The sequence below is a fragment of the Streptosporangium saharense genome (assembly GCF_014203715.1).
GTDB classification, from domain to species: Bacteria; Actinomycetota; Actinomycetes; order Streptosporangiales; family Streptosporangiaceae; genus Streptosporangium; species Streptosporangium saharense.
Map to the genome: position 1 here is coordinate 272,980 of NZ_JACHJP010000011.1, position 22,117 is coordinate 295,096.

Below are 22,117 nucleotides of genomic sequence, written 5' to 3' on the forward strand. Positions count from 1 at the left end.
GTGCCGACCCGGTCAGCGGCGGTTGCGCACGCGCGGGTCGACGACCGCGTACGTGAGGTCCACGAGGAAGTTCATGACGACGACGAAGAAGGCGGCCACCAGCACCGCGCCCGTGACGATCGGAACGTCGAGCTGGTCGATGGCGTCGTAGGTCAGCTTGCCGACGCCCGGCAGCCCGAAGACCGACTCGATGATCAGGACTCCGCCGAGGAAGTAGCCGAAGTCCATCCCGATCATGGTGATCAGCGGGGTGAGCGCGTTGCGCAGCGCGTGCCTGGTCAGGATGGTCCGCTCGCGCAGCCCCTTGGCCCGCGCCATCTGGATGTACGGCGAGCGCAGCACCTCCAGCATCTGGGCGCGGGTCATCCTGGCGTACCACGCCGCGCCCGCCAGGCCGAGGGTGAAGGTCGGCAGCGCCAGATACCACCACAGCGGGTCGCCGAGCCCGTTGAGCGGGAAGATCGAGAACCGGTAGGCCAGGTAGTACAGCAGCAGCAGACCCACCCAGAACGGCGGGGCCGACAGGCCGATGAGCGCGCCGAGCGTGGCGAGCCTGTCGGCGGCGCTCTTCGGCCGGTAGGCGGCCACGATCCCGGCGGGGACGCCGAGGACGAGCTGCCAGACGATCCCGCCGACCGCGATGAGCGCCGAGGTCGGCAGGGCCTGGGCGAGCTGCTCGGCGACCGGCGCGCCGTGCAGCGCGTAGGAGGTGCCGAGGTCGCCGCGCGCGAGCCTGCCGAGGAAGGCGGTGTACTGCGACCACAGCGGGGCGTCCAGCCCGAGCTGGTGCCTGATCGAGGCCACGGTCGCCGCGTCGGCGTTGGGGCCCGCGATCAGCCTGGCCGGGTCGCCGGGCACCGCGTAGGCCATGAGGAAGGCGAGGGTGACCACGCCCAGCAGGACCAGCGCCATCTGCCCGATCCTGCGCAGAACCCATCCCGTCACGCCGTCACCTCCGTTCCGGTGCGGTGGGGTCGAGCAGGTCGCGCAGCCAGTCGCCCGCCAGGTTGAAGGCGAGGACGGTGGCGATCAGGCACAGACCGGGGGCGAACAGCAGCCACGGCGCGACCTCGTAGTATCTGCGGCCGTCGTCGATCATCTGGCCCCACGAGGCCTCGGGCACCGGCACGCCGACCCCGATGAACGACAGCGAGCTCTCGATGAGGATCGAGCTGGCCACGCCCAGCGTCGCGTAGACGATGATCGCCGGGATGAGGTGCGGCAGGATGTGCCTGACCATGATCCGCACGTCGCCGACGCCGAGGGTGCGGGTCGCGGTGACGAACTCCCGCTCGCGCAGCGACAGCACCATGCCCCGGATGACCCGGGCCAGGTAGGTCCAGTAGACCAGCGCGATGACCAGCACCACGTTGCGCTGGCTCGGCCCGGTGACGGAGATCAGCGCGACGCAGAAGAGCAGGATCGGGAACGACATCACCATGTCGGTGATCCGGCTGATCACGGTGTCCACCAGGCCGCCGAAGTAGCCCGCGACCACCCCGGCCGTGACCCCGACGAGCGTGGCCAGGCCGTTGGCGACGACGCCGATGGTCAGCGAGACGCGGGCGCCGTACAGGAGCCTGGACAGCACGTCGCGGCCGTTGGGGTCGGTGCCGAGTGGGAAGTCGCCGCCGGGTGGCACGGGCGCGCCCCTGGCGCTCAGTCCCTCGGCGTAGGTGCGCATCGGGTCGTGCGGGGCCAGCAGCGGTGCCAGGAGCGCGGCGAGCAGCAGCAGCACGAGCACGGCGACCGAGATGAGAGCGGGAACGTCCCGCAGGAGGCTGCGTCCCGCTCTGCGCAGACCGTCGCGCACGCCCGGGGGCACGGGCTCGGTGTGCTGTACGGCGGGCGGTTCCGGTGGGGTCGTCACGGCGTCACCTCGGGGTTCCGCTCCGGCTCCGGCTTCGGCCCGGGCTCCGCTTCGGGGGCGAGGTGGCAGGCGGCGAGCTGGCCGCCCCGCTTGACCGCGAGTTCCGGCCTTGTCGTACGGCAGATCTCCTCGGCCAGCGGGCAGCGCGGATGGAAGGCGCAGCCCGTCGGCGGGTCCGCGGGGCTCGGTGGCTCGCCCGCGAGCCGCACCCTCGGTCCGGTACGGCGCGCGCCGGGCACCGGAACCGCCGCGAGCAGCGCCTGGGTGTAGGGGTGGCGGGGGGCGCCGAAGACCTGGTCCCCGGTGCCGATCTCCACGAGCCTGCCGAGATACATGATCGCGATCCGGTCGGCGGCGAACCGCATCGTGGACAGGTCGTGGGAGATGAACAGGTAGGCCAGGCCGCTGTCCTCCTGGAGGTCCTTGAGCAGGTTGAGGATCTGGGCCCGTACCGAGACATCGAGGGCGGAGACCGCCTCGTCGCAGGCGATCACGGCCGGGTCCACGCCGAGCGCGCGGGCGATGGAGACCCGCTGGCGCTGTCCTCCGGACAGCTCGTGCGGGTAGCGGACGGCCAGGCCCGAGGGCAGCCCGACCCGGTCGAGGAGCTCCCGCACCCGCGTGGCCCGCTCCCTGGCGGGGACGCCCCTGACGATCAGCGCCTCCTCAACGGTCGCGCCGATCTTCATGCGCGGGTCGAGGGAGTCGTAGGGGTCCTGGTAGACCATCTGCATCTGACGGCGGAAGGTCTTGAGGTTCTTGCCCCGCAGCCCCGCGATGTCGCGCCCGCCGATGCGGATCCGCCCACCGGCGGGGTCGGTGATGCGCAGCAGGGCGCGGGCGACGGTGCTCTTGCCCGAGCCCGACTCCCCGGCCAGGCCGAGGGTCTCCCCCGGCGCGACCGTGAACGAGACGCCGTCCACGGCCCGCACGGTCACGCCGCGGCGGCGGGAGAAGTGCACGCGCAGGTCCTCGACCTCGACGACGTTCACCTCGCGTTCTCCTCTCTGGTCTGCGCTCATGGGCGCTCCCCGGCCCTGGCGGCGACGTGGCAGGCGACGCCGTACTCCATCGACGGCTCGACCTCGTGGCAGAGGTCCTCGGCGAGCGGGCAGCGCGGGGCGAACGAGCAGCCGGGCACGTGCGCGCCCGCCTGGGGCGGGCTGCCCGGGATGGACGGCAGCCTGCGCGGCAGCGGTCCCGTCATGGCGGGGATGGAACCGAGCAGGGCTCGGGTGTAGGGGTGGCGGGGGGCGCCGACGATCTCCTCGGTCGTGCCGCTCTCCACGACGCGCCCGCCGTACATGACCAGCACGCGGTCGCAGAACGTCGAGACCACGCCCAGGTCATGACTTATCAGGATCACGGCGGTGCCGAGTTCGGCCGTCATCCGGTCCATCAGGTCGAGAACCTGCGCCTGCACGGTGACGTCGAGCGCCGTGGTCGGCTCGTCGGCGATGAGCAGCCGGGGCGAGCAGGACACCGCGATGGCGACGGCGACCCGCTGCCGCATGCCGCCGGAGAACGTCATCGGGTAGTCGCGCAGCCTGGCCGCCGCGTCCGGGATGCCCACCTCGGCCAGCAGCTCCGCGGCCCGTACGGCGGCGGCCCGCCTGTCCATGCCCAGGTGCTCGCGGAGCGTCTCGGTGACCTGGCGGCCGATCCGCACCAGCGGGTTGAGGCTGGAGAGCGGATCCTGGAACACCATGGCCGCCTGCGCGCCCCGCCAGCGCCGCAGCTCGTCCCTGGGGAAGCCGAGCACGTCGCGTCCCTCGAAGCGGACGGCGCCCGACGCGACGGTCGCGGCCGGTCCGAGCAGCCGCATCACGGCCTGGGCCGTGACGGACTTGCCCGAACCGGACTCGCCGACGATGCCGAGCCGCTCGCCCGCCGCGACGGAGAAGGAGACCCCGCGAACGGCCGGGTGGTCGCCGGTTGGCGTCGCGAAGCGGACGACGAGATCGTCCACGTCGAGCAGCGCGTCCATGCTCAGCCTTTCAGGGGGGTTACGGGGGACTCAGCCGAGCGGCTTGCCGTCGGTCTTCCAGTAGTTGGTCATGTCCCAGGCCCAGACGGGCTGCGGGAAGTAGCCGCCCACCTTCTTGCCGAAGACCTCGGTCTTCGAGCCGTAGTAGAGGGGGACCAGCGAGTTGCCCGCGAGCAGCCTGGTGCTGGCCTCGGTGTAGAGCCGCTGCGCCTCCTGCGTGGAGTCGGTGGCCAGGGCCTTGGCGACGAGGTCGTCGGTCTCCTTGTCGCAGGAGAAGGCGTAGTTCTGGCCGCCCTGGACGGCCGCGGCGCAGGCGGTGAGGGCCTGGAAGAAGTTGCTGCCCTCGGGGTAGTCGGCAACCCAGAAGCTGAGCGCCATGGGGACCTTGCCCGGGGTGCCCGCGAGCTCGAAGAACGTGCTCTGCTGGAGCGGACGCGGCTCGGCCTTCACCCCGATCTTGGCGAGGTCCTGCTGGAGCTGGGGCAGCAGGTTGGTCCACGGCGGGGTGTTCCAGGAGTAGAGCGTGGTGGAGAAGCCGTCGGGGTAGCCCGCCTCGGCGAGCAGCTGCTTGGCCTTGGCGACGTCCTGGTCGTGGACCAGCTTGTCGTCGGTGTGGCCGAGCACGCCGGGCGGCAGGAACTCGTTGGCCACCTGGCCCTGGCCGTTGACCAGTTTGAGGAGGAAGGCGCGGTCGATGGCGTAGGAGACGGCCTCGCGGACCTTCGGGTTGTCGAACGGCTTCATCTTGACGTTCAGCGTCAGGAAGTAGGTGCTGGGCTTGGCGATGGTGACGGTCTGGTCCTTCAGCGCGGCGTTGGCCGTGACCGACAGGTACTGGGCGGGCGGGATCGGGTCGCCCATCAGGTCGATCTGGCCCTTCTCCAGTTGCAGCAGCGCCACGTCGGGGTTGACGCCGAGCAGCTCGACGACCTTGTCCACGTAGGGGCGAGGTTTGTCCCAGTACTTGGCGTTCTTCTCCAGCACGATCTGACGCCCTGGCGAGAACTCCTTGAAGACGAACGGCCCCGAGCCGAGCGGGCGGGTCGCCGCCTCCGCGCCGGAGCCCTCGGGGATGACCGAGGCGTGCGGCATGGCCAGGATGTACTTGAAGGCGGAGTTCGGCTGGGTCAGCTCGATGCGGAGCTCGCTGTCGGAGACGACCTGGATGCCCTTGGGGGTGCCCTCGGGCTTCTTCCCGTACTCCTCTGCGCCCGCGACCCCGGTCCAGAAGCCGCGCACCGGCGACTTGGTGGCGGGGTCGAGGATGCGGGAGAAGGAGTAGGCGAAGTCCTTGGCCGTGACGGGCGAGCCGTCGGAGAAGGTCATCCCCGGCCTGATCCTGATCGTGTAGGTCTTCCCGTCTGGCGAGACCGTGGGCGGCGCCTCGGCGCCCTGCGGGACGAGTTCGCTGGTCTCGCCCTTGTAGTCGTAGAGGCGGTCGTACAGCATGCGCATGTTGTTCCAGCACGTCGCGTCGTAGCAGACGGCCGGGTCGAACGTCTTGGGGTCGGACTTGTAGGCGACGGTCATCGTGCCGCCCGCGCGGGGCGTGCCGTCTGCCGGGCCCGCGCCGGGGGTTTCCGCGTTCCGCTGGACCCCGCCGCAGGCCGCGACGGCTCCGAGCGCCACCACGGTCGTCGCCGTGGCGAACATGATGCGGGAGCGGCGTCGTCTCGCCATCAATTCCCTCCTCTGGAAGCCTCTGGAAGTCTCTGGAAAGCGACGCGGAGTCCTCGATCCCCCGCCTGCTCACTGTCTCCGCTGTCGATCGTCGACAATCGACAATATGGGCCGAGTTTCGGGCCACCGTCAATAGTGGATCCGGCCCGTTATGAATCCGCGCTCAAAGCGCTTTCAAGCCTGTGACCTGCTCAAACGCGGGCACGCCTGACCGCCCGTCCCGGCTCGGCCCCCCGGGGGCATGCCGTACGGCTGACCGCCTCATGACGGTCAGCGACGGGCGTCAGGACGTCCCGGGTGCGGTCAGTAGCCCTTCTCCCTGTCGTACACGTTGCGCAGCGGACGCCCGTCGAGCCAGCGCCGAAGGTTGTCGGCGAACAGCTCGGTGATCGCCCGGTTCTCCGTGTCCACGGTGGAGGCCGAGTGCGGGGAGACGACGACGTTGTCCATGCCCCACAGCGGCGACTCCTGCGGCAGCGGCTCGGTCGAGAAGACGTCAAGGAAGGCGCCGCCGAGGTGACGGGTGGCGAGCGCCTCCGTCAGCGCCCCCTCGTCCACCACCTGGCCGCGCGAGATGTTGACCAGGACCGCCCCGGGAGCCAGCGCGGCGAGCTGCCGTTCCCCGACGAGCCCCTCGGTCTCCTCGGTGAGCGGGCAGGCGAGCACCAGCGCCCCGGCCCCGGCGAGGGCGTCGTCGATCTCGGTGAACGGCCACAGCTCGGCCAGCCCGGGGATGTCGTAGGTCCTCCCCGGCCTGCCGACGCCGACGACCTCGACCCCGAGGGCCGAGAACACCCTGGCAACCTGACGCCCGATGCCGCCGAGGCCGACCACCACCAGCCGCAGGCCCGCCAGCCCCCGGGTGGTGTAGCGCTCCCAGTGTTTCCGCGCCTGCCAGCGGGTCAGGTCGGGCACGCCCTTGACGAAGTGCAGCACCCCGGTGAGCGCGAACTCCGCCAGCGGAACCGCGTGGACACCCGCCGCCGTGGTGAGCACGAGGTCGCTGTCCCCCAGCCCGGTCCTGCGCACGAACTGCCCGATGCCCGCGCTGGTCGCCTGCACCCAGCGCAACTCCGGGCAGTTGTACGGCATGCCCGCCCGGTCGAGCCAGTCGAAGTCGAAGCTGACGTGCGCGGAGGCCCGCAGGTCACGCCAGCGCCGGAGGTCGGCCTCCGACAGTTCGCGGTCGATCCCGGTGTGGTCGGCGGGATAGCGCGGCCGTGGCAGCAGATCCGGCTCGTAGAGGACCTCGATCCGTGGATCAACGGCCCTGATGGCCTCCACATGCTCGGGTTCCAACGGTGACGCCACCAGCACGCGGAGCTTGTCTGCCACCACGCCTCCTCGATTGTCGATCGTCGACAATCGAGGCTAGGACGCCCCTTGACCTCCCGCAAGACACCCATCCCCACACTTCCGACACCTACCAATGAAGGACGTCTTAACACCAAACATCTCACCGGGGACCTGCGGTTAACGGGCACCCTCCTCCACCCGGACGCTCTCCCTCACGAGCACACCCGCCGGACTCCCCTCCCGGCGGGGAATGGCCGCGATCATGGCCAGACCGAGCAGGGCCAGGCCTCCGGAGAGCAGGAACGTGAGCGTGTAGGCGGCCTCCGTGGGCGGCGTACCCGCGCCCCGCGACCCCGTGGCCAGCAGCGCGGTCGTGATCTGGACGCCCAGGGCGGCGCCGACCGTCCGCATGATCGTGTTGACGCCGGTCGCGACCCCGGTGTGCCGGGGCTCGACCGAGTCGACGGTCAGGTTGCCCAGCGCCGCGAACGCGAGCCCGTATCCGGCCCCGACGATCGCCCCGGCCAGATAGAGCTGCCACATGCTCTCGTGCGCCACGGCCAGGAACCCGTAGGCCACGGCGGCGCAGACCGCCCCGCACCCCAGTGGCACCCGCCCTCCGAACCGACGCCCCAGCATGGCCGAGACCGGTCCCGCCGCCAGCGTCGCCACCGCCAGCGGCAACATCACCAGGCCCGCCCGCGCCGCGGAGAGGCCGAAGCCGTACCCCGCCGTCACCGGGGTCTGGGCGAACTGCGGGAAGAGCGTCACCGAGGCGAACATGGCGGCGGCGGTGACCAGGGTGACGAGGTTGACGCTCACCGGCGCCCGCCGCCTGATCACCCGCAGATCGACAAGCGGCCTCGCGACCCGCGACTCGACGACCACGAAGGCCACCGCCAGCAGCACCGCCCCGCCGAACAGCCCCAGAACACGCGCCGAACCCCACCCCCACGAGGCACCCTGGCTGACCCCGAGCAGCAGGCAGACGAGCAGCCCGGACAGCAGCCCCGCCCCGGCCAGATCGACCCGGCCCCGCCCACGCGCCCCGGCTGCGGGCAGCCGTACGGCGAGCAGCAGGGCGAGGGCGGCGAGCACGAGCGTCCCCCAGAACAGCCAGGCCGCTCCCGGGCCGTCGACGACCGGCCCGCCGATCACCATGGCCGCCGAGCCGCCGATCCCGAACATGGCGCCGAGCAGCGCGATCACCCCGGGGACGCGTACGGCGGGCAGGCTGGTCCTGGCGATGCCGAACGCCAGCGGGAACACCCCGCCCGCGACCCCCTGCAACGCCCGCCCCGCGATCAGCGTGGGAAGCGATCCGGCGGTCACGGCCAGCGCGGCCACCACCGTCCCGGCGCAGAAGCAGACCAGGCAGCCGAGCAGGACCGGACGGTAGCCGAACAGGTCGCCGAGGCCGCCCGCGATCGGGGTGACGACGGCGGAGCTGAGCATGAAGGCGGTGAGCGTCCAGGCCACGGTGGTCGCGGAGGCGCCGAACAGCTCACCGAAGGCGGGCAGCGCACCGGCGACGATCGTCTGGGCGATGCCTGCGGCGAGTACGGCGAGCAGCAGCCCGGCGACGATCATCGACTCGGACGCGGGGGCGTCTCTTTTCTGGCGACTCCGGAAGCGACGCAACAGCCCGACCAGCGCCGCGATCCCCAGGGCGATCCACATCACGCTTCCCCTGTCTCTGGCCGGGGCTCGGGCAGGGATCTTTCCTCGGGAAGCCGGAGCGAGCCGTACCCGACGATCATGAGCATGTGGGTCCCCCATGAAGTAGAAGTAAGGTGACCCTAAGTCTTGCGGACAGCAGTCCGCAAGAATGTTCCACTACAGTTCCCTCATGTCCACGCCCACCGGTGAGCCGAAGGCACGCAGCCCCTGGGGCGGGCTCAACCGTGACCGGATCATCGCCGTGGCCCAGGACATCGCCCGGCGCGAGGGGCTTGAGGCGCTGACCATCCGGCGGCTCGCGACCGACCTCGGTGTCTCCCGGATGGCCCTGTACCGGCACGTCCCGGACAAGGAAGCCCTCGTCGGACTCACCCTGGACGCCATCGCGCGGCAGGACATCGTCCCGCCCGTTCCCGAGACGGGGCCGTGGCCCCAACGGCTGCGCGCGCTCGCCCTGGGCATGCACCGCGAGCTGGGCGCCTACCCCGGCACGATCGACGTCCTGACCGCCCCGCACACCCACCACGGCCCCGGCCCGCTACGCCTGGTCGAGACGATCCTGACGATCCTCACCGACGCCGGACTCGACGAACGCGACACCGCCCGCTACTACCTGGTCTTCCTCGACCTGGTCCTCGGCCGCCTGCAACGCGAGGCCCACGGCGACCCGATCGCCAACCACCGCCAGGCCACCATCGCCACCGAACCCGACGCCCCCGACCAACTCCGCGCCATCGAGCCCCACCTACGAAACCTGACCCCCGAGGACATCTTCCACACCGAACTGGACATGCTGATAGCCGCCATCACCACCCACGCCCACCACTGAGGCGTCCGATCACCGCCAGCGTCTTCCCTCACCCGTCTGTGACGCTGGAGCCATGAGTACAGAGGACCAGGCACAGGACGCCTGGACGGTGATGGAGAAGTTCTATCGGGCCGAGGCCGCGTACGTCGCCGCCGGTGGGTTCGGCAAGGCCAGCTACGACGAGGTCGCCACGTATCTTGACCCGGAGGTTGTCCTGTACCAAGCTCCCGGCCTGCCGTTCACGGGAACCGGAACGTGGCGAGGACACGACGGCCTTGAGCGCTTCCTGGCCACGTTCAGCGAGACCTGGTCGTCCATGGAATTCCTCGAACAGGAACACTGGGGCGACAGGGACACGGTGGTGGTACGCAACCGGGTACGGTTCCGCGCCCGCGCGACCGGCCAGGAGGTGGACACCCTGATCCTGCAACTGATCCGAGTACGGCACGGCCGCATGCTCGAATGCCGCCCCTTCTACTGGGACCCCACCACCATCACCACCGCAACCTCACACTCCTAGACTCCGCACCCCACGATGTCGCTGAAGCTTGGAGGCACCAACGTGCCAGAGGCCCACGTGTTACGAACCCTTCAGGGTGATAAGTGACCTCGCCGTACCCGCCGCGCAGAAGCTCGGGTTCGGGTTGCGAACCCTTCAGGGTGATGAGTGACGGAGACCCAGCCTTTCGTCTTGCCGCACCTCATGCGTTGCGAACCCTTCAGGGTGATGAGTGACCGTGGACGTAGATCCACCGGCCGCCCCGGAAGTGCCAGCGTTGCGAACCCTTCAGGGTGATGAGTGACGTGCTCGGGATCGGGCAGCTCATGACGGCCCGCGGTTGCGAACCCTTCAGGGTGATGAGTGACCCGAGGGTAAAGTCCCGGGTCAGAGCTGGCGCTGTGAGGGTGGAACTCGCTGTTTCTGCAGCAGTCCGGCGGTAGTGCAGAAGCGCAGGTCAGAGCGTTGATCATCTTTGGATCTGATCCGATGATGCTTCTTCCCTCCTCGCACCGGCAACCGACAGTGGTCAGCACAACTCGGTGATCCATTGTGCACGGCCACGAAGTACTTCCGGGAACCAATCAAGGAGATTGAGGCCGATACCTGGCGGCGGCTCCAGACTGGCACCGTGGTGTCGTCCGAACGTTCCGCGGAGTTGGGCATCTCCACAGAACGAGAAACGGCGATCCTCACTGCCTGGGAACGAGGTCAGGCTGATGGGACGCTCTCCTGAGCGGGGTTGCGGTACCACTTCCCCAGGCCCAGCGGGCGACCTGCACCTCGCGGGTGGCGTCCGCGCTCCGCCCGGCCCGGGGCGACGATCCGGCCGGGCAGCCGGTAGAGGACGCTCTCTCCCATCCGCAGGGTCTCAAGCGTGGCGGTCGTGTTCTCTGCGATGTTCGTCAGAGCGGCCAGGTGCGAGGGGAAGAATGAGCACGTCCATGAGCGGGGCGTCGGGCCAGCCGGGACGGAGTTGGGCGACCTTGTGCCAGCCCCACCGGGTGTAGGCGCCGTAGGCGGTCGTGTTGTCCGGCCGTACCAGAAGCGTGGCGCGCTGTTCGGTACGGGCGGCCAGGAGCGTGTCGTGCAGAGCGCGGGCGATGCCCTGACCGGTCCATGAGCGGCGCACCATGATCTCCGACAGGGCGAAGGTGCGGGTGCCGTCCTCGTCGGCGAAACCGGGTTCCGGCTCGGCCAGCAGGCCGTTCCACCACGCGCTCCCGGAGGTGAGCGCCCAGCCCCATGCTTGACCGACCACCACCCCGTCAACGTGGGCGAAAACAAGGTCGAAACCATCGCGGCTGGTATAGGCGTCGAAACGCAGCAGGAACGCCTCGGCGCTGGAGAACTCTCCCCCGGCGGCGATCTCCTCGGCGTAGGCGTCGTTGTGGATGTCGGCGACCAGATCGCGGTGCTGTCGCGCTTCGGCGGCATTCAGTCGCTGGAAGGTCACGTCGGTCATGCTTCTCCTTGAGGTAGGGCGAACTGACGTCGGTAGTCGAGCACTGCGGTATGAGATTGCGCTTCAGAGGGGGCCGCGTCAGCGACCTGGGCCGCGATTCGCTTCACGAAGAGGTTGGTGTTGGGGCCAAGGTCGGCAAGGGTTCGGCGGGCGTGATCCAGTCCGTCGTCAACGTCGCCGTCTCGCGTCGCGAAGATCGCCTCATGCAGCCGTACTTGAATCCTCTGTCGAGGCCGCCTAGCGGGCTGCGCGGCAAGCGCTTCCTTCTGGGCCTGTGCGGCGCGTGGGTGTCCAGACAGGGCATAGACCAGGGATCGAGTGTGCAGTAGCCGAAACAACGGCCACCCATCCATGGACAACTGGTCCCGGGTGACGTGGTCGGGCAAAGCGTCATATACGTCGCTCTCCTGATTCAGCGCGGCGCAGGCCGAGGCGTGGTCACCAGCGAGAACCAGGGCGTAAGCGCGAGCGCTGAGCGCTTGGGCAGTGGCTTGGCACGGTCGCCCCTTCGTCAACTCCAGTGCGGTGTCCACTCTGGACAACACCAGCGCCAGCGGTCTTTCCTCATACAGACCCTGAACGGCTTCGGACGCATGCACCATCGCCGCTAACTGGTGGTCACCGGTCTGCTCTGCCGCACGCCGCGCCGACGCCCACCAGTGGCGAGATTCTCTGCCGTACCCGGCTGAGCCAAGTGTGGCGGCCAGCAGGAGCATGAAGCGCGCGTTGAGGCGCCGCCATTGGTAGGTCTCGTGGTTTGGAGCGTGCCCCATGGCCTGTTGGAAGGCCAGCACATCCAGCGACAGGTCGTGGGCCACCGTCAATGGTGGTCGGGAAGCCCTTTGCAGGTCGTACTCCCACGCGGCCTCCTCCCACTCCGCCAGCTTGGGGGCGCCCACATTGCGGTCAACGACCGTACGTAGTTGCTCCAATCCTTCAAGAGGCGTGACTGCGGACACGCCTATTCCCGCGATGCCTGCAAGAAGTGTGCGGCGCAGCAACTCACTCTCCTGTTCCGAGTCGTTACTCGGACCAGCATACGAAGCGACCGCAAGTTTCTTGGACGGTGCTCTCTCCAGGAGATTCAGTTCCACGCCGAGGACTTGCGCGAGGGCGGGCAGCCATGCGCCTGGCCTGACGCGGCCCTGTTCCCATCTGCCGACCTCGTGCCGGGTGAGGGTCCAGGTGCCGGTGTGGGCACACAACCTTTCCGCCTCCTCCGCCTGTGTCATTCCGGCAGCTTCGCGGAGGTGTTTCAGTAGGTCCGGAAGTGGTAGATCGGGTGCTTCCACCGGGGGATCCTTTTCGGTCAGCATGGGGGCACGCTGTGGGCACGCACGAGCGCCCCTCCATAGTGCCGTCAAATGGCAGATGCTGCATGCGCCTGGCAACAAGCGATGCGAGCAGCGGGAAACTTGGAACATTTATCTCCTTTCGGCCGTGCGAGACCAGGCGAGTAATTCCTTCCGAAGAAATACCAAAACGACCATCTATCAGCACAAATCCGGATGAAAGGAACAACCCTCGCCCGATGCGGGGTCACCAGAGCCGCTACTTCCCCGCCAGCCCATTCCGCCTCGTGTCGACAAAGGAGTCCACCGTGTTTCCACTCAATACGCCCATGACCGACGCTCTGCGCCGGAAAAATTCAGCGAGGGGTTCTACGACCCCAAGGCGCCCCAGTTGCGACACCTGCAGAGCCTGCTGGCTCGGTTGCGGGTGGAGACGGTGTTCGTGTGCGAGGACGGCGCTCCCCGGGTGGAGGTCCCCGGGCGGGAGGTTGTCATCTGGACCGACCGTCGGGAGCGGATCTACTTCTGGAAGCACCAAAACGAGCGGGCGCTTCAGGTGCCGGTGGAGCAGGCCGAGGAGGCGGCCCGTCAGATCGCCGACCACCTGGCCCGCCTGGCGACGGGCTCCGGAACGGAGGGGGCCGCCTGCGAGGCCCCGGCCGAGGGGGCGCCCTCGTGATCGGACGCTCCCGGCCCGCAGGACGCCACCGCGACGGACAGCCCGTGGCGACGGTCTATCAGCGGGTGTGGGACGGCCCGGCCCGCGCCGAAGCCGAACTGCTGGGGCAGTCCTGGCCGGGGTGGACGGTGCTCTACAGCCTGAGCATGCGCCGCTTCTTCGCCCTGTGTGCCCTGCCCTCCCCGCAGCCGGTGATCGTCAGTGACGACACCGCCGAGGAGCTGGAGCAGCGGATGCGCGAGGCCGAGACGCTCCTGATCCTGCGGGTCCCCGCTTCCGAGAACCGACGTCCTCCCAGGACTCGGCGTTCACGTTCGTCGAGGAGGACGGCATGACGCCCCCGCGTTCGGTGCGTCGAAGTTGCGACGCCGTACAGCAGGCTCATCCGGGTTGGCTGGTCTTCCACAACTCGGCGACCGGAGTGTGGAGCGCCTATCGCACCCGGCCGGACCCCAGGAACGTGTCGCTGGTGCGCGCCGACTCGGTGGAGGAACTGGACCGCAAGCTGGCCGCCCAGGCACCCGCGATGGTGCCGCCGAGCATCCAGGCCGTCGCCGTAGCCCGTGCCCTCCAGGCCCGGACCGTTCGGGCTGGTCAGCGGCCTCTTGGACTGCGCAGGTTGCTGCGCTCCTGAAGCCGGTACGGCGGGCGGCGGAACTCATCCCGTCCGTTGCCCGCCGTACCTCCAAGCGTGCGGCTCAGGTTGGAGGGCTTGGGCCGCACACCCCCGCAAGGCGACTCCCACACGTGCCGAGTTCGGCATGTTGGGGAAGGGGGAGCCGCCTCGCGCACCGGTTCCGCGCCCCCACACGCGGGACCGGTCCCTCTACCGGGTGCCCGGCCACCTGCTCCCCGGCTCGGGCCGGGCACCCCCAGCACGACAAGATCCTCGCCCCGCCGTAAGCAACCGCACCTTCCGGGAGAACCCGCATGTCCCCGCTCAAGGCCGTCGCCCCCGACGGCACCTTCACCACCGAAGCCGGAGCACCCGAGCGCCTCCTCACCCCCGGCGAGGTCGCCCGCATCTTCGGAGTGGACCCCAAGACCGTCAACAGATGGGCGTTGACCGGCCGCATCCCCTCGATAAGAACCCCCAGCGGCCAACGCCGCTACCGCGAAAACGACATCGCCACCCTGCTGAACCCCACCAGATGAAAACCCATCACAGATCGACGGCCACCTTGCCTCGGCTGGCCCAGACCGTTCCAGCATCCAACGTGAAAGGGGACACCGATGACCGCTCTGCAGCAAGAGCCCCCGGCCGCCAACGTGGTCGGCCTACGGTTCCTGTGGCTGGAGCTGACCGGCAAGTGCCAACTGGAATGCGTTCAGTGTTACGCGTCCAGTTCGCCAAACGGGACGGACGGCGTCATGACCGTCCTCGACTGGAAGAGGGTGATCGACCAGGCCGCCGCGCTCGGCACGTCGTGTGTTCAGTTCATCGGTGGCGAGCCGACCCTCCACAAGGCGCTGCCCGACCTGATCGGTCACGCCCTGGCCGCCCGAGTCGAGGTCGAGGTTTACAGCAACCTCGTATACGTACCGGATTCGCTGTGGGAGACGTTCTCCCAGCCGGGTGTTCGACTCGCCACGTCCTTCTACAGCGACGATGCCCGTGAGCACATGTTGATCACCGGCCGTAACACGTTGTCCCGCACGCAGAACAACATCACCACGGCGTTGGAACGGGGAATCCCGCTGCGAGTGGGCATGGTCCATGTGCTGGATGGTCAGCGTCTCGACCAGGGGCAGGAGTTGCTCAAACAACTGGGCGTGACGCGGATCGGCATCGACCGGATGCGGCTGCTGGGCCGCCCTTCTCGTGGTGTTCTGGACCCCGCTGAGTTGTGCGGCGCATGCGGCCGTGGATCGGCTGCGGTGCTGCCAGACGGCAGCCTCACCCCGTGTCCCATGTCACGGAACATGAGCGCTGGCAACGTGCTGGCCTCACCGCTGGCTGACATCCTGAGCAGCGTCACCTGGACTCAGGCCCTCGACCTGGTGCCTGCTCCTCGGGCGGGTGAGGAGTGTCAGCCGGACAAGAACAGTTGCCGTCCCACCGAGCAGGACGGCCGCGACTGCCCGCCTTCCGAGAAACCAGCTTGCGATCCGCGCTTCTGCAACCCGGACTACAACCCACCCGGTAAGAAATGACCATGAACTGGCAACCTCGCGCTGTCCGGCTCGCCGCCGCTGCTGTTTCTCGTGGGTCTCGGTGGCGGGGGCCGGTCGCCTCCATTCCCCGGCATCTGTTCGTGCCGCGTTGGTGGGACACCCCTGCCGGGACCTACAGCCGCACCTGGGAGTTGCATGACGGTCCGGGCGACGCCGAGGCGTGGATGGACACGGCTTACGAGGACCAGACGGTCGTCACCCAGGTCGCCGGGGTCCATGCCGACCACGCCGAAGCGGGAACGGTGGTCAAGGGGCGGCCCACGTCGTCCTCCACGCTGCCGAGCCTGGTCGTGCAGATGTTCCGCCACGCCGAGATCCACGACGGAGCGGACGTGCTCGACGTCGCCACCGGTTCGGGCTACAGCGCGGCCCTGCTGGCGCGGCGGCTCGGTGACGGCCGGGTGACGAGCGTCGACGTCGATCCCTATCTCGTCGAGGCCGCCGCCGTACGGCTGGACGCCGTCGGCCTGCGTCCGAAGGTCCTCGCCGCCGACGCGACCGGACCGCTGCCGGGCGAGTACGACTGCATCGTCTCCATGGTGTCGGTGCGGCCGGTTCCGGCGAGCTGGCTGGCGGCGCTACGGTCCGGCGGACGGCTCGCGGCGGTCATCGCGAACACGTCGCTGATCGTCACCGCGGGCAAGTGCGACGACGGCGGCGCCGAAGGCCGCGTCGAATGGGATCGCGCCATGTTCATGCCGACCCGTTCCGGAAGGGACTATCCACCCGGGATACGCGGCCTGTTCGACACCGTGTGGGACGCCGAGGGGGAGGAGGTCACCCGGGGCCGGTACCCGGTGCTGGACGTCACCTACAACTGGGACCTGCCCGCCATGCTGGAGGTCGTCTGCCCCGGCATCGAGCACCACTACGAGGAGGGTGACGACGGGCGGCGCACGGCGCGGATGGTTCACGCCGACGGGTCGTGGGCTCGCGCCACCGCTCTGTCGGATGACCCGCCCACCGTGCACCAGGGCGGGCCACGCCGTCTGTGGGACGTGCTGGACGAGGTCCGGCACCACTGGCTCCAGCACGGCGAGCTGCCGCTTCGCGGTGCCCACGCGCGCATCACCCCGGACGGAACGATCCACCTGCGACGCGGCCGGTGGACGGCCACCATCGGCTGAACCAGCGTGCTGAACGGACGTCAGCCGAGGGCTATGACGATGTCGAAGTACGGGGTGGACAGGGAGGACAGGGGGCTGCGGAGTTTTTCCACGCCTAGGCGGTAGGTGCCGGGGTTGAGGCCGGTTATGGGGAGGTAGCGGCCGGTGAAGTTGGGTGAGGAGCCGGTCCAGAAGCCGTGCTGGGGGGAGCGCAGGACCGTCACGGCGCCGGAGGCCAGGCGGGGGTGGACGGCGGAGAGGTTGCCGGAGAGCCGGAAGCGGGCACCGGCCACCGAGCCCCGGCCCGCGGTGCGGGTGGTCGAGAACAGGAAGTAGCGGCTGACGTACCCGGCGCCCGAGGACAGCGGTGGGCAGCCGACGGCGACGACGGTTCCTCGGACGACGCCGAGCCGCAGGGGGTTGGAGAAGGAGCCGGAGCCGGGCAGGGAGCGGCAGTTCACGGTGACGGCCGAGGCGCCCGTCTCGGCGGCCGTGGCCGGGGAGGCGAGGGGCTGCGCCGCGAGGGCCAGCAGCGCTGTCAGTCCGATACGTGTGAGGACGGTTCTCGTCATGGTTCCCCCTGCCGGATTCGAATGTCGAGGCGAGTGTGCCGCGACCGGCGCGAATCCGGCTATCCCTATTAAAAGGGGATTGCCATAAGGAGATTTACGGCCGTCACCCGCCCGGAGAACTCACCCGCCGGGCCCATAAAACGGCCGCACGGAAATATACGAAATTTCCCGATATATCGGGGATTTACCGCAATTTCAGGAATCCGTCGGCCAGTGCCCTGACCGCAGATCGTGATCCTGCCAGTAGGTCAGGCGTGTGGCTATCGCGGTCACCGACCGTTGCGTCGACGGACGAAACCCAACCTGGCGGTGGCGGTTTGTCGGCCCGACAGGTCTCCCACAGAGCATGGTCACCGGATGACACCCGCGCGGGCGGCGACGGTGGCGGCGTCGGCGGCGCGGATCGCGTCGTGTTCGGTTACCGGTTCGTGGGTGACGAACAGCCGGTAGTAGATCGGGGCGACGGCCATCCTGATCACCTCGGCGCCGTCGGTGCCCGCGGGCACCTCGCCCCGCTCGACGGCCCGCCGTACGACCTCGGCGGCCTGCTCGTGGCGGGCGGTGAAGAAGTCGTGCAGAGAGCGCGCGGCGTCGCCGCTCTGCGCGGCGGCCGTGACGAAGGCGGTGGAGATCGGCCCGGCGACGGGGTCGGCGAAGCCGCGCTGCACCAGCAGGACGATCTCCCGCAGGTCCTCCTGGAAGGAACCGGTGTCGGGTATCGGCCAGGGCTCCTCACGTGCGATCCCCAGCGCGTCCGCGATCAGCCCCTCCACGCTCCCCCAGCGGCGGTAGACGGTCGTCTTGTGGACGCCCGAGCGGATCGCCACGTTCTCGACCGTCAGTCCGCCGTAGCCCTGTTCGGCCAGTTCGGCGAGGGTCGCCTGCCGTACGGCGTCGCGCACGCGGGCGCTGCGACCACCGGGACGCTGCTCCAAAGTCTACTCCAGTTGCGTTAAGTCCCACTCTTCCGCTAGCTTAAAGCTACACGAGTTGCGATTGGAGTTCTTCCTGACCACACAGCTCTCCCTCAGGGGAGTCTCGAAGGCGTACGGCGAGCGCCGGGTCCTCGACGGAATCACCTTCAGCGTCCGCCCCGGCGAGCGCGTGGGGATTGTCGGCAAAAACGGTTCCGGCAAGTCCACGCTGCTCCGCGTGATCGCCGGGGTGGAGAGGCCGGACGACGGCGAGGTGACGGTTTCCGCGGCCGGTGGCGTCGGCTACCTGAGCCAGACCCTCGGCCTGCCGGGCGACCATACCGTCCAGCAGGCGATCGACGCCGCCCTCGCCGAGCTGCGTGCGCTCGAACGCGGCCTTCAACAGGCCGCGGAGGCGCAGGACATGGACGGGTACGGCGAGCTGCTCACCGTGTTCGAGGCCAGGGGTGGATACGAGGCCGACGCCCGCGTGGACAAGGCGATGCACGGCCTGGGCCTGGCCCGGATCGAGCGTTCGCGCGTGCTGTCGAGCCTGTCCGGCGGCGAGCGGGCACGGCTGGGTCTGGCCTGCGTGCTGGCGGCCTCGCCGGAGATCCTGCTGCTCGACGAGCCGACCAACCATCTCGACGAGGCGGCGATGACCTGGCTTGAGGATCGGCTGCGCGAGCACAGGGGCACGGTGGTGACGGTCTCGCACGACCGGATCTTCCTGGACCGGGTCGCGACGGCGATCATCGAGGTCGAGGGCGGCACGACGACCAGGTTCGGCGGCTACACCGGCTTCCTCGCCGAGAAGGCGGCGGCCAGGCTGCGCCGGGAGCAGGCCCACGCCAACTGGCGGGAGGAGGTCAGGCAGGTCAGGGAGTTCGCCGCGACCACCGCGCACCGCGTCGCCGTCGGCCGGGTCATGAAGGACAACAACAAGATGGCCTACGACCGCAACGCCGGGCGCGTGCAGAGTTCGGTGGCCTCGCGTGTACGGCAGGCCACCGAGCGCCTGCGCCGTCTGGAGGAGAACCCGGTCCCGCGCCCGCCCAGGCCGCTGCGCTTCCACGGCGCGTTCGCGCCCACCGGTACGCGCACGGGCACGCTTGTGCGGCTCGACGGGTTGCGGATCGCGGCGGGCGACCGGCTGCTGGTCCACGGGCCCAATGGCGCGGGCAAGTCGACGCTTCTCGCCGCGCTCGCGGCCGAGGCGGGCGCGCGGGCCGGTTACCTCCCGCAGGAGGTGACGTTCGACCCGGACAGGACGGTCGCCGAGACCTACGGCGGGGAGGCGGAGGCGCTGATGGCGACCGGCCTGTTCCCTCCCGAGGCGCTCGACCTCAAGGTGGGCGCACTGTCGGTGGGACAGCGGCGGCGGCTGGCCCTGGCCGTACTGCTGGCGGGCGAGCACGACCTGCTGCTGCTCGACGAGCCGACCAACCACCTCTCGCTCACGCTGGTCGAGGAGCTCGAAGAGGCGCTCGTGGTGGCCACGCACGACCGGGCACTGCGGCGCCGTTTCACCGGCACGGAGATCTCACTCTCAGGGGGTTGCGTATGTTGATCGATGGTTCTCCTTACGGCGTCGTCACCGGTTCCGACGGCGCGCTGTGGTTCACGCTCGTCCATCAGGGGCGGATCGGCCGGGTCGTGCCGGGCGAGGAACCCACGTTCCTCCAGCTCGATCCTGCGGACGGCCAGCCCACGGTGATCACCACGGGGCACGACGGGTCGCTGTGGTTCACGGAGTTCGTCGGGGGCCGCATCGGGCGGATCACCCTGGACGGCACCGTCACCGCCTTCGAGGTGCCGTCGCCGTACGGCATCGCGGCAGGGCCGGACGGGGCCATGTGGTTCACCCAGCTCCAGGGGGACCGGATCGGGCGCGTCACCGCGACGGGCGAGGTAACCCTGCACCCGCTGCCCACCGAGGGCGCGATGCCGTCGGCGATCGCGGCGGGGCCCGACGGCGCGCTCTGGTTCACCCTCAATCAGGGCAATGCGATCGGCCGCATCACCGTCGAAGGCGAGGTGACGCTGTACGGCCTGCCCACGCCGGGGGCCGCCCCGGTGGGCATCTGCGCCGGACCGGACGAGGCGCTGTGGTTCGTGGAGATCGGCGCTGGTCAGGTGGGCCGAATCGACACCTCCGGGACGATCACCGAGTTCCCGCTGCCCGACCGCGCCGCCAGGCCGCACGCCATCGTGACCGGCCAGGACGGCGCCCTCTGGTTCACCGAGTGGGGCATCGGCAAACTGGGCCGCGTCACCGTCGAGGGCAAGATCGAGGAGTATCCCCTGGAGGGCGCCGAACCCCACGGGCTGACGGTCGGCCCCGACGGCGCGATCTGGGTCGCGATGGAGTCCGGGGCCCTGGTGAGAGTGGCCTGAGCGGGATGGCCGGTATCGGCCACGGGCTTGCGGACCTGCGGCCTCGTGACCAGCCCGTAAGTGCCTGTTCCTAAGCTTTTGATCTTCCCCGGCGACGGTCATGGCGCGTTGGGGCGGACTCGGAGCACCCTGGTGAGGTGGCGGAGAAGCCTCAGCGGCGGTACCCGGGGTGTGGTGAGATCCTGCCGGGCTGGATACGGCGCGATGCGCGGTTTTACAGCTCGTCATGCCGGGCCCGGCATTGGCGGTGGGTGCGGCAGACCAGGGCCCGGGTGCCGGCGGTGCTGGACACCTCGCCGGCGGCCCGGGCGTGCTGTCCGGAGTGCGGGGCGAAGTGGGTGGTCGGTGTCGAGCGTCAGACGACGGCGATCTATTGCAGTCCGGGATGTCGTACGCGGGCGTGGCGGCGCCGCAGAGCCGTTCGGGAGGGCGTCACGGTGACGCCGATGCGAACGGATCAATCGACGGGTTTTGCGTGAGTCTGTCCGCAGGGGAATGGTCCTATATCCAGCCCATTGTCACATGATGCGATCACGAGCACACTCACGGTCAGTCATTCCCGGGGCATCCGGGAACACCGTGAGAGGAGCGAGGGATGGCCATCCCCGTGAGCGTCGACAACAAGATCGGACAGGTGACCCCCGAACGCTACGACCAGTCGGCATCAACGTCCACACCCTCAAGTCGCACCGTTGGGTGTCCTCGCGCTGGCCGGTCGAGCACCGCCAGGCGGGCGTCTCGCACACCGTGCGCAAGATCCTCGCCTCCCTCCCGGACGAGGCCCGCCGGTGGGAGCTGATCAAGACGGCGCCGCTGGACGAGCGCACCGGCCAGTATCGCTGGACCCCGGACGCGGCCAAGCGGGTGGGCGGCTTCCAGGTCGATCACCCCTTCACCGTCAAGGAGAAGGTCGAGGCCGTGCACGAGCTGGTAGTCGATGAGCAGGTGGCGGCCAGAGTGGTCACCGACCTGCTGCACCGGCCGGACGTGGCCTTCAAGGCCATGGCCGACGACACCGCCAAGCAGATGGTCAACCGCGCGCAGGTCGACCACGCCTTCCAGGGGATGGAGCGGAACATCCAGCCGGTGGCCCCGATCTTGCGGGAGGTGGTGCGCCCGCTGCAGTTCGTCGACCTGATCGCCGCCTGCGCGCTGTTTGCCTCCTCCATCGAGCGGGCCATGCCGCAGCTGAACGGGCACCGCTTCACCGAGCAGGAGCAGGAGGCGGTGCGTGATCGGCTGCGCCAGGTCCGCGCGGCGGCGGACTGGGTCGAGCATGCGATCGAGACCGGCGACACGACGCTGGAGGAGAGCCTGGCGGCGTTGCTCCGCAATCCCGGCCCCGATCCGGCGTGAGCGGGCACCGCGCGTCATGCCCGGCTCATCAGGTCAGGGCACTCCAGGTCAGGGCGACCCCGACCGGCGCTCGGGCCGGCGCGGCGGCGGACAGCGGGCCCGGTTGCCCGCCAACGTCCGCGGTGAACGCGTCCGGGTCGCGCTGATAGAGGCCCGCCCTGCCGGATTGACGCTCAAGCAGCTGGCGATCGCCACCGGCATGAGCGTCTACTACGTCCGCAAGGGCCTGCTCTGGATCAAAGACACCGGCGCGCTTTTGCAGACCCGCCCACCATGTTCGCCCGCACACCGGGCAGCGAGATCGCGGCCGCCGCTGCTGAATCTCTCTGGTCGTCGGCCCC

Annotated in this window: 23 protein-coding genes and 1 CRISPR repeat array; of the genes, 12 read left to right on the forward strand and 11 right to left on the reverse strand. The window is 69.5% G+C overall.

What is annotated here, in order from left to right; translation table 11 throughout:
* Nucleotides 1-12: 12 nt before the first annotated feature.
* From FHS44_RS35020 to FHS44_RS35050, 7 genes are all read right to left on the reverse strand, one after another.
* Nucleotides 13-945, reverse strand: coding sequence for an ABC transporter permease (locus FHS44_RS35020; protein ID WP_184723186.1), 933 nt, complete (start codon nt 943-945; stop codon nt 13-15).
* A 4-nt stretch (nt 946-949) separates the two neighbouring features.
* The gene (locus FHS44_RS35025; RefSeq protein ID WP_221461650.1) at nt 950-1,870 is read right to left on the reverse strand and encodes an ABC transporter permease; all 921 of its coding nucleotides are present in this window, start codon (nt 1,868-1,870) and stop codon (nt 950-952) included.
* On the reverse strand, nt 1,867-2,892 hold the full coding sequence (locus FHS44_RS35030) for an ABC transporter ATP-binding protein (protein WP_184723200.1): 1,026 nt from the start codon (nt 2,890-2,892) through the stop codon (nt 1,867-1,869). The genes FHS44_RS35025 and FHS44_RS35030 overlap by 4 nt, the downstream gene beginning before the upstream one ends.
* Entirely contained in the window at nt 2,889-3,857 is a 969-nt protein-coding gene (locus FHS44_RS35035) for an ABC transporter ATP-binding protein (RefSeq protein ID WP_184723203.1), read from the reverse strand. Before FHS44_RS35035 ends, FHS44_RS35030 begins: the two co-directional genes overlap by 4 nt.
* 30 nt (nt 3,858-3,887) lie before the next feature.
* The gene (locus tag FHS44_RS35040) at nt 3,888-5,537 is read right to left on the reverse strand and encodes an ABC transporter substrate-binding protein (RefSeq protein WP_184723205.1); all 1,650 of its coding nucleotides are present in this window, start codon (nt 5,535-5,537) and stop codon (nt 3,888-3,890) included.
* Nucleotides 5,538-5,840: 303 nt separating this feature from the next.
* A complete protein-coding gene (locus FHS44_RS35045; protein WP_221461651.1) occupies nt 5,841-6,872 on the reverse strand; it encodes a D-2-hydroxyacid dehydrogenase in 1,032 nt (343 codons plus the stop codon).
* Nucleotides 6,873-7,010: 138 nt separating this feature from the next.
* Nucleotides 7,011-8,513 (reverse strand): MFS transporter, encoded by a 1,503-nt coding sequence (locus FHS44_RS35050; protein ID WP_184723211.1) that lies wholly within the window; start codon nt 8,511-8,513, stop codon nt 7,011-7,013.
* Between the two features lie 169 nt (nt 8,514-8,682).
* On the opposite strand from FHS44_RS35050, the gene FHS44_RS35055 reads away from it, so the two are divergent.
* Nucleotides 8,683-9,342: a TetR/AcrR family transcriptional regulator gene (locus tag FHS44_RS35055; RefSeq protein WP_184723213.1), complete on the forward strand. Its 660-nt coding sequence runs from the start codon at nt 8,683-8,685 to the stop codon at nt 9,340-9,342.
* Between the two features lie 52 nt (nt 9,343-9,394).
* Nucleotides 9,395-9,841 carry a nuclear transport factor 2 family protein gene (locus tag FHS44_RS35060; protein WP_184723216.1) on the forward strand — a complete coding sequence of 149 codons (447 nt, stop codon included), beginning with the start codon at nt 9,395-9,397 and terminating at the stop codon, nt 9,839-9,841.
* Nucleotides 9,842-9,900: 59 nt separating this feature from the next.
* Nucleotides 9,901-10,188: a CRISPR direct-repeat array (repeat unit 29 nt; unit sequence GTTGCGAACCCTTCAGGGTGATGAGTGAC).
* Nucleotides 10,189-10,691: 503 nt separating this feature from the next.
* On the opposite strand, the gene FHS44_RS35065 is transcribed toward FHS44_RS35060, so the two are convergent.
* A complete protein-coding gene (locus tag FHS44_RS35065; RefSeq protein WP_184723219.1) occupies nt 10,692-11,285 on the reverse strand; it encodes a GNAT family N-acetyltransferase in 594 nt (197 codons plus the stop codon).
* Entirely contained in the window at nt 11,282-12,601 is a 1,320-nt protein-coding gene (locus FHS44_RS35070) for a helix-turn-helix domain-containing protein (protein ID WP_184723221.1), read from the reverse strand. Before FHS44_RS35070 ends, FHS44_RS35065 begins: the two co-directional genes overlap by 4 nt.
* A 367-nt stretch (nt 12,602-12,968) precedes the next feature.
* Between FHS44_RS35070 and FHS44_RS35075 the strand changes: the two genes are divergently transcribed.
* The 6 genes from FHS44_RS35075 to FHS44_RS35100 all read left to right on the forward strand — a co-directional run bounded on the left by FHS44_RS35075 (nt 12,969) and on the right by FHS44_RS35100 (nt 16,558).
* A complete protein-coding gene (locus FHS44_RS35075) occupies nt 12,969-13,256 on the forward strand; it encodes a hypothetical protein (RefSeq protein WP_184723224.1) in 288 nt (95 codons plus the stop codon).
* Nucleotides 13,253-13,591: a hypothetical protein gene (locus FHS44_RS35080; RefSeq protein ID WP_184723227.1), complete on the forward strand. Its 339-nt coding sequence runs from the start codon at nt 13,253-13,255 to the stop codon at nt 13,589-13,591. The genes FHS44_RS35075 and FHS44_RS35080 overlap by 4 nt, the downstream gene beginning before the upstream one ends.
* A complete protein-coding gene (locus FHS44_RS35085) occupies nt 13,588-13,890 on the forward strand; it encodes a hypothetical protein (RefSeq protein WP_184723230.1) in 303 nt (100 codons plus the stop codon). Before FHS44_RS35080 ends, FHS44_RS35085 begins: the two co-directional genes overlap by 4 nt.
* Nucleotides 13,891-14,186: 296 nt before the next feature.
* Complete coding sequence (locus FHS44_RS35090; RefSeq protein WP_184723233.1) at nt 14,187-14,411, forward strand: BldC family transcriptional regulator; 225 nt, start codon at nt 14,187-14,189, stop codon at nt 14,409-14,411.
* 78 nt (nt 14,412-14,489) lie between these two features.
* A complete protein-coding gene (locus FHS44_RS35095) occupies nt 14,490-15,410 on the forward strand; it encodes a radical SAM/SPASM domain-containing protein (protein ID WP_184723236.1) in 921 nt (306 codons plus the stop codon).
* A gap of 101 nt (nt 15,411-15,511) precedes the next feature.
* Nucleotides 15,512-16,558 carry a methyltransferase domain-containing protein gene (locus FHS44_RS35100; RefSeq protein WP_312863941.1) on the forward strand — a complete coding sequence of 349 codons (1,047 nt, stop codon included), beginning with the start codon at nt 15,512-15,514 and terminating at the stop codon, nt 16,556-16,558.
* Nucleotides 16,559-16,578: 20 nt separating this feature from the next.
* Here the strand turns inward: FHS44_RS35100 and FHS44_RS35105 are convergent, their stop codons facing one another.
* Both FHS44_RS35105 and FHS44_RS35110 read right to left on the reverse strand, forming a co-directional pair.
* Entirely contained in the window at nt 16,579-17,109 is a 531-nt protein-coding gene (locus FHS44_RS35105) for a hypothetical protein (RefSeq protein WP_184723242.1), read from the reverse strand.
* A 350-nt stretch (nt 17,110-17,459) separates the two neighbouring features.
* The gene (locus tag FHS44_RS35110; RefSeq protein ID WP_221461653.1) at nt 17,460-18,044 is read right to left on the reverse strand and encodes a TetR/AcrR family transcriptional regulator; all 585 of its coding nucleotides are present in this window, start codon (nt 18,042-18,044) and stop codon (nt 17,460-17,462) included.
* 55 nt (nt 18,045-18,099) lie between these two features.
* On the opposite strand from FHS44_RS35110, the gene FHS44_RS35115 reads away from it, so the two are divergent.
* From FHS44_RS35115 to FHS44_RS40450, 4 genes are all read left to right on the forward strand, one after another.
* Nucleotides 18,100-19,593: an ABC-F family ATP-binding cassette domain-containing protein gene (locus FHS44_RS35115; protein ID WP_221461654.1), complete on the forward strand. Its 1,494-nt coding sequence runs from the start codon at nt 18,100-18,102 to the stop codon at nt 19,591-19,593.
* Entirely contained in the window at nt 19,587-20,420 is an 834-nt protein-coding gene (locus FHS44_RS35120; protein ID WP_184723245.1) for a Vgb family protein, read from the forward strand. The genes FHS44_RS35115 and FHS44_RS35120 overlap by 7 nt, the downstream gene beginning before the upstream one ends.
* A gap of 696 nt (nt 20,421-21,116) precedes the next feature.
* The gene (locus FHS44_RS35125; protein WP_184723248.1) at nt 21,117-21,776 is read left to right on the forward strand and encodes a DUF6192 family protein; all 660 of its coding nucleotides are present in this window, start codon (nt 21,117-21,119) and stop codon (nt 21,774-21,776) included.
* A gap of 103 nt (nt 21,777-21,879) precedes the next feature.
* The coding region (locus tag FHS44_RS40450) for a hypothetical protein (protein ID WP_221461655.1) at nt 21,880-22,117 on the forward strand (238 nt) is incomplete at its 3' end.